Source organism: Novosphingobium sp. 11B (assembly GCF_054589055.1).
In genome coordinates this window covers 21,969-28,064 of the sequence record NZ_BAAILP010000127.1, presented here as the reverse complement: position 1 = coordinate 28,064, position 6,096 = coordinate 21,969, and the positions used below count along the sequence as shown (strand labels likewise).

At 65.1% G+C, this 6,096-nt stretch carries 4 protein-coding genes; 2 read left to right on the top strand and 2 right to left on the bottom strand.

Going from position 1 to position 6,096, the window contains the following annotated elements:
* Positions 1 to 56 precede the first annotated feature (56 nt).
* Positions 57 to 815, bottom strand: coding sequence for an SDR family NAD(P)-dependent oxidoreductase (locus ACYPYD_RS12000; RefSeq protein WP_459663320.1), 759 nt, complete (start codon positions 813 to 815; stop codon positions 57 to 59).
* A gap of 227 nt (positions 816 to 1,042) precedes the next feature.
* Here ACYPYD_RS12000 and ACYPYD_RS11995 point away from each other — a divergent pair, with 227 nt between their 5' ends.
* Positions 1,043 to 3,199, top strand: a complete 2,157-nt coding sequence (locus tag ACYPYD_RS11995) for a TonB-dependent receptor (protein WP_081799069.1) — start codon at positions 1,043 to 1,045, stop codon at positions 3,197 to 3,199.
* 18 nt (positions 3,200 to 3,217) lie between these two features.
* Complete coding sequence (locus tag ACYPYD_RS11990; RefSeq protein ID WP_069709460.1) at positions 3,218 to 4,453, top strand: cytochrome P450; 1,236 nt, start codon at positions 3,218 to 3,220, stop codon at positions 4,451 to 4,453.
* A 91-nt stretch (positions 4,454 to 4,544) separates the two neighbouring features.
* Here ACYPYD_RS11990 and ACYPYD_RS11985 read toward each other — a convergent pair whose 3' ends face one another.
* Complete coding sequence (locus tag ACYPYD_RS11985) at positions 4,545 to 6,089, bottom strand: FAD-binding oxidoreductase (RefSeq protein ID WP_036526998.1); 1,545 nt, start codon at positions 6,087 to 6,089, stop codon at positions 4,545 to 4,547.
* Positions 6,090 to 6,096: the final 7 nt, after the last annotated feature.

Here is a 6,096-nt window from a genome sequence, read left to right as displayed (position 1 = left end):
AAGCCCGCCTCGCATTGTGCGAGGCGGGCTTTTCCATGCCCTATGGGAAGTCCCGGTCAGGCGCCCGGGATATTGCCGCCGTCGACCGGGATGAACACGCCCGACACCGCCTTGTTGGCCGGATCAGCAAGGAACAGCACGCTATTCGCTATGTCTTCCGGCGTGGCGAGGCGGCCGAGAGGACTGTAGGTTTCCATCTTGGCGAGGAAATCGCCGTCGCTCTCGCCGTCCAGCTTGTTGCCCATGAGCATCTCGGTGGGCACTGCGCCCGGCAGCACCGCGTTGACGCGCACTCCGTAGCGGCCCGCCGCGCGCGCCGCGGTGCGCGTGGTCATCAGCACCGCCGCCTTGGAGCCGCAATAGGCCGCGCCGGTGGGGTTGGCGGTGATCGACATGCCCGAACCCATGTTGACGATGGCGCCGCCGTTGCCCTTCACCTTCATTCGCCGGATCGCGTGCTTGCAGCCGAGGAACACGCCGTCGGAATTGATCGCGAAGTGCTTCTGCCACATCTCCAGCGGCATGTCCTCGAACGCGATGTTGGGGCGGTAGATGCCGGCGTTGTTGACGAGCACGTCGATGCCGCCCAGTTCGCGGTCGATGTAGTCCATCAGGGCGATCCAGGAGTCCTCGCTGGTTACGTCCAGCGTGCGCTCGATGATCTTGCCATCGGTCGACGTGTCGCCCGAGGCGGCGAGATCGGCGCTGATGACGGTGGCTCCGCGTGCGGCGAAGGCCGTGACGATGGCTTGGCCCAGACCGCCTGCACCGCCGGTGACCACGACGTTCAGTCCGGCAAAATTGTCTTGAATCATCGTGACTTGATATCCCGAAAAAGTGCGCTTTCGGCCCATCGTCCGCTCAGTCGCAGCCGTGAGCCTGTCTCGCGGTTAACCTTCGTCGTTCGCGGGCAAGCACGGATTCTGGGGGCTCTCCGCCTAGTGATAAATCATCGGCTGGTGATCAACAAACTCGATTCAAATTGTTCAAAATCGCACGTGAGGCACCTTCACCGGACAACAAAGGTTCGGGGAAAATCGTCATGTCCAGTCGGTTCGCTTTCCTTTTCGGCACTGCTCTCGTCACCACTCTTTCTACGGTGCCCGCCATGGCGCAGGAGGCTCCGCAGGCCTCTTCCGACGCCGTTGGCGGGAACGATATCGTCGTCACCGCGCAGCGCCGTGAACAATCGCTGCAGGACACGCCGATCGCCGTCAGCGCGTTCAATTCCGCCATGCTGGAGGACCGCGCGGTCAACAGCGTGATCGCTCTCGCATCGAACACGCCGGGTCTCTATCTGAGCCAGGGCACGGCGTCGCCCAGCACGCTGCAGATCGCCATGCGCGGCGCGCTGGAGCAGAGCGGTGGGTCGGTGACTTCGGAATCCCCGGTCGCGATCTACATCGACGACGTCTACCAGTCCCGCCTCTCGGCAGCCGACTATGACCTGGCGGATATCGAGCGGGTCGAAGTGCTGCGCGGGCCGCAGGGTACGCTCTACGGCCGCAACTCGATGACCGGCGCTATGAAGCTGGTCACCCGGCAGCCCAACGGCGATAACTGGGCCAACTTCGACATCAGCTACGCCCGCTTCGATGAAGTGAAGGCCAAGGCCAGCGTCGGCGCGGCGCTCACCGGGAACCTCGCGCTTGCGGCCTCGGGCTTCTACGACAACCGTGACAAGGGCTGGCAGTACAACGTCTTCACCCGGGAGGACGTCACCAAGTTCCGACGCTATGGCGGCCAGGTGGCGCTCGGCCTGACCAACGTGGACCGGGTCGAGGCGGTCGTCACGGCACGCTATGCCAAGAGCACCAGCGACGGACAGCACTTCCTGCCGATCAACGATACGCCGCCCTACAATCCCGCGCTGGGCTTCTATCAGACGCGCACGCCTCTGCCGGCGATCGGCAATAATGAGCAGTATTCGTTCTCCGGCCGCTTCGGCTATGATCTCACCGACACCATCACGGTGCGTTCGATCACCGCTTATCAGCATCTCGATGAACACTGGGCGCTCGACTTCGCGGGCGGCTACGTCGCGCCGGGCAGTAATGCCGATCCGATCCCGGGATTCTATCGCGACAGTCTCGGCAAGCAGAACCAGTTTACGCAGGAACTGCAGGTCCTTGCCAACAGCGCCGACGATCGCCTCCATGTGATCGCGGGCTTCTTCTACTTCCGCGAGCATGCAAGGCAGGACACCAACGACATCTTCACCGGCTTCCCGCTTCCTCCCTCCAGCATCGAGACGAAGTCCAGGAGCTATGCCGGTTACGGTCAGGCCGATTACGAGATCATTCCCGGGCTGACGGCTTCGGCGGGCATTCGCTATACCCATGACATCAAGTCGTTCTTCGGCACGACGCCTGATTCCGCAGGCACGATCTACGCCCTGAACTATGGCATCAAGGCGAATGTCTGGACGCCCAAGTTCAACCTGCAATGGAAGTGGTCGGACACCGGCATGGTCTATGCCACCGCTGCGCGCGGTTATCGCGCGGCCGGGTTCAACTCCCTCAACTCGGGCGAACCGGCCGGCTTCGGAAGGCCCTATGCGCCGGAGTTCGCATGGTCCTACGAGATCGGTGCCAAGGTCGACCTGCTCGACCGCGCGCTCCAGCTCAACCTCGCCGCCTACCATGAGAGCCTTACCGACCTGCAGACGCTGGCGCTGGGCAATGTCGCGGGCAGCTACCTGACCCAGAACGCGGCGAAGGCGAAGGTGCAGGGCATCGAACTGGAAACCACGCTGCGACCCGTTCAGGGCATAAGCTTCTTCGGCAACCTCACCTATACTTACGACAAATATCAGGAGCTGGACCCGGGTTCGCAGGCGGCGCAGGCAGGGGCGGAGCATCTGCCGCTGATCTCGCGCTGGCAGTATCAGGTGGGCGGCACCGCCGACCTTCCGATCGGCGACAGCACGGTGACGCTGGCGGCGGATTACAGCTACCGAACGTCGTACAACTCGCTCGTCTCGCTTTCGCAGGCTTCGGAAAACCCGGCGATCGGGCGCGCCAACGCCTCGGTGACGTACAAGCTGCCGGGTGACCATATCCAGTTCTACGCGCAGGCGAGCAACCTGTTCAATTCGAAGGACTGGTTCGCCTCGGCCGAGTTCGTGCCCGGCCTGTTCGGCTACAAGATCCCGCTGGAGCCGCGCGTGTGGCGCGTCGGCTTCCGCTACAAGATGTGACCTGAAGGAGTGACGGATATGGCCGGAGAGACCGGAATCGCAGAACCGGTGCAGGATGTCGACTTCGGCTCCCCGGCCTTCCTCGAAGATCCCTGGAGCCCGCTGCGTGCGCTCCAGGATCAGGACCCGGTGTTCTGGAGCGAGAAGCAGCAGGCGTGGATCGTCACCCGCTACGAAGATGTCATGGCGACGTTCCGCGACCAGCGCCTGTCCGCCTCGCGCATTGTGCCGTTTCTTTCCACGCTGGTGGCCGATGTGCGCGCCGAGTATCCGCTCGTCGCGCATTTCGAGGAGAAGTGGATCTCCAACGTCGACCAGCCCGTCCACTCGCGGCTGCGGCGGCTGATGGCGAACGCCTTCTCGCGCAAGGTGGTGGATGCCCTGCGCCCCGCCTCGCGCAAGATCAGCGAGGACATCCTGCGTGAAGTCAACGGGCGAGAGGTGGACTACGTGCACGCCGTCGCGCGTGAACTGCCGGCGCGCGTGATCACCGCGATGTTCGGCATTCCGGACCACTTGCGCGACCAGTTCGCCGACTGGGCGGGCGCGATCCAGCAGGCCACCGGCGCGGCCGTGCTGACGCGCGAGATGGTGGACCTCTATCACCAGACCCTCGCCGACATGAACGTCGAACTGCTCAAGCTGATCGCCGAGCGGCGCGAGAGCCCGAAGGAAGACCTGCTCAGCCAGTTCGTCCAGGCGCGCGATGCCAACGACCAGCTTTCCGACGACGAGCTGCTGGGCGCCTGCCACGCCACGATCATCGCCGGGTTCGAGACGACGATGCACATGCTGACGCTGGGCATGCTGGAACTGCACGAGCGGCCCGCGCTGCAGGCGCGCCTGTTCTCCGGGCCGGCCGATGCGGCGAAAGTGGTGGACGAGCTGCTGCGCTACATCGGCATGGCCAAGGGCATGCTGCGCATCGCGCGCGAGGATTTCGAGTGGCATGGTCACACGATCCGCAAGGGCGACTTCGTCTACGGCATGAACATATCGGCCAACCGCGACCCCCGCATGTGGCAGCGGCCTGACGAGATCGACCCGGACCGCGACAACAACCGCTCGATGGCGTTCGGGCCGGGCATGCACTTCTGCCTCGGTCACCTGCTGGCGAAGATGGAACTGGCGGAGTTCTTTACTGAGCTTTTCGGCAGCTACGACGTGGCGATCCTCTCCGCCGAGCGGCCGTGGATCAACAGCTTCACCTTCCGAGGGCTGGATGAGCTGCCGGTGCGGATCAGCAGGAAATAGCCGCATCCCTCGTCATTGCGAGCGAAGCGAAGCAATCCAGGGCGGCGTTATACTGCCTTGGATTGCTTCGCTCGCAATGACGAGGCAGGGGTCAAATCCCCAGCGCACCCGGGTTGAGCAGGCCCTTTGGATCGACCTGCGCCTTCACCGCACGCAGCAGCGTCAACGCGCCCTCGTCACGCTCGCGCGTGTAGGGATAGAGCTTGCCCACCTGGAAATGGCCCGCTCCGTGGGCATGCATCAGACCGATGATCTCGGTGCGGATTTCCTCGACGAGCGCGGCACCGTCGGGGTTTTCGGCATAGCGGGGCAGCCCGGCAAGGTAACCCGGCTCCATCATCCGTTCGTGATAGGGCGTCAGTGCGTCCTTCCAGTACAGTGCCGGTTCGTAAAGGAACGTCCCCGCCCCGATCGACGAGAACATCGCCCCGATATAGGCGCCTTTGCGATCCATCTCCGCGCGCTTGCCGTCGACGTAGGACGTGAAGGCGGCATGGAACGCCGCGACGCGCGAGTGCGGCAGCAGGCCGTGCAGCGGCACCCAGCGCTCGCCTGCGGGGCCGAGCATGTTGTGCAGCGGCTGGAACGGCATGGCGCGCACGACCGTCGGCACCGAGTTGGCGATCTCGCGCCCGAAGCCGAGCGCGACCTTGCGGATAGCATCGATCTTGGCGCGCGCCTCGATGGCGGAGTAGCCGTCGGCGATGTAGTGCGCGGCGTAAGGCGCGGAGGCCAGCACCCGCCGTCCCGCTGCCGCCATGCGCAGCAGACTGCGCGCGCCCGCCAGCGCGCTGGGCGAGGACTGCCACACGCCCCTGGCCACCGAGAGCATCGTGCCGGTGTCCTGCTTGGCGATCTGCCCTTGCGACAGCGCGAGGTCGAGGCCGAAGGACTTCTCCTCGATCTTCATGCCGGCGATGGCGGACATGCAGCCGTGCAGCGCGGCGAAGTCGGGGAAGGTGAAGGACGCGGTCTCGTGCGCGGGCTTGCGGCGCAATAGCTTGAGGGTGATCGCGGTCTTGATCCCCAGCGCCCCGGAATCGCCGAGGAACAGCCCGGCAAGGTCCGGGCCGTAGTTGCGAAAGCGGCCCCGGCTCGCCTGCGATCCGGTCGTGCCCGTGCGCACGAACGTCCCGTCCGGCAGCAGCACTTCGAGCGCCACGACGCTGTCCGCCGAAATGCCGTTGGCGTTGGAACCATGGCCGTTGGCGTTCTGGCTCATGGTGCCGCCGACGCTGGCGGCAAGCCCGCTGAAGGTGCCGACAAAAGGCACCTTGAGACCGCGCGGCGCCAGCGCATCGTCGAGCGCCTTCCAGCTGATGCCGGGCTCGACGGTGACGGTCATGTCGGTTTCGTTGAGCGAGACGATGCGGTCGAGGCCGGAGCTGTCGATGACCACACTGTCCGCGCGCCTGGGCAAATGCGCGTCGGTATAGGAGACGCCGCCGCCCCGCGTGTGGATGGCAAGGCCCGCCTCCGCCGCCGCGAGCACGATCGCGCGCAAGTCCTCCACGCTGGTCGGGCGGAACACGCCCGCCGGGGTTGCGTGGCGGCGATAGACGTCGGAACCGAAGAACGCCGCCTCGCCGTCAGGCAGGCGCGACGGGGAAAGGGCAAGGGCGTCGGGCAGGGTCATGGGCGTC

Bases quoted from the DNA above. Each gene is read 5' to 3' on its own strand.
- ACYPYD_RS12000 (WP_459663320.1), bottom strand. From the start codon at position 815: ATGATTCAAGACAATTTTGCCGGACTGAACGTCGTGGTCACCGGCGGT.
- ACYPYD_RS11995 (WP_081799069.1), top strand. From the start codon at position 1,043: ATGTCCAGTCGGTTCGCTTTCCTTTTCGGCACTGCTCTCGTCACCACT.
- ACYPYD_RS11985 (WP_036526998.1), bottom strand. From the start codon at position 6,089: ATGACCCTGCCCGACGCCCTTGCCCTTTCCCCGTCGCGCCTGCCTGAC.
- ACYPYD_RS11990 (WP_069709460.1), top strand. From the start codon at position 3,218: ATGGCCGGAGAGACCGGAATCGCAGAACCGGTGCAGGATGTCGACTTC.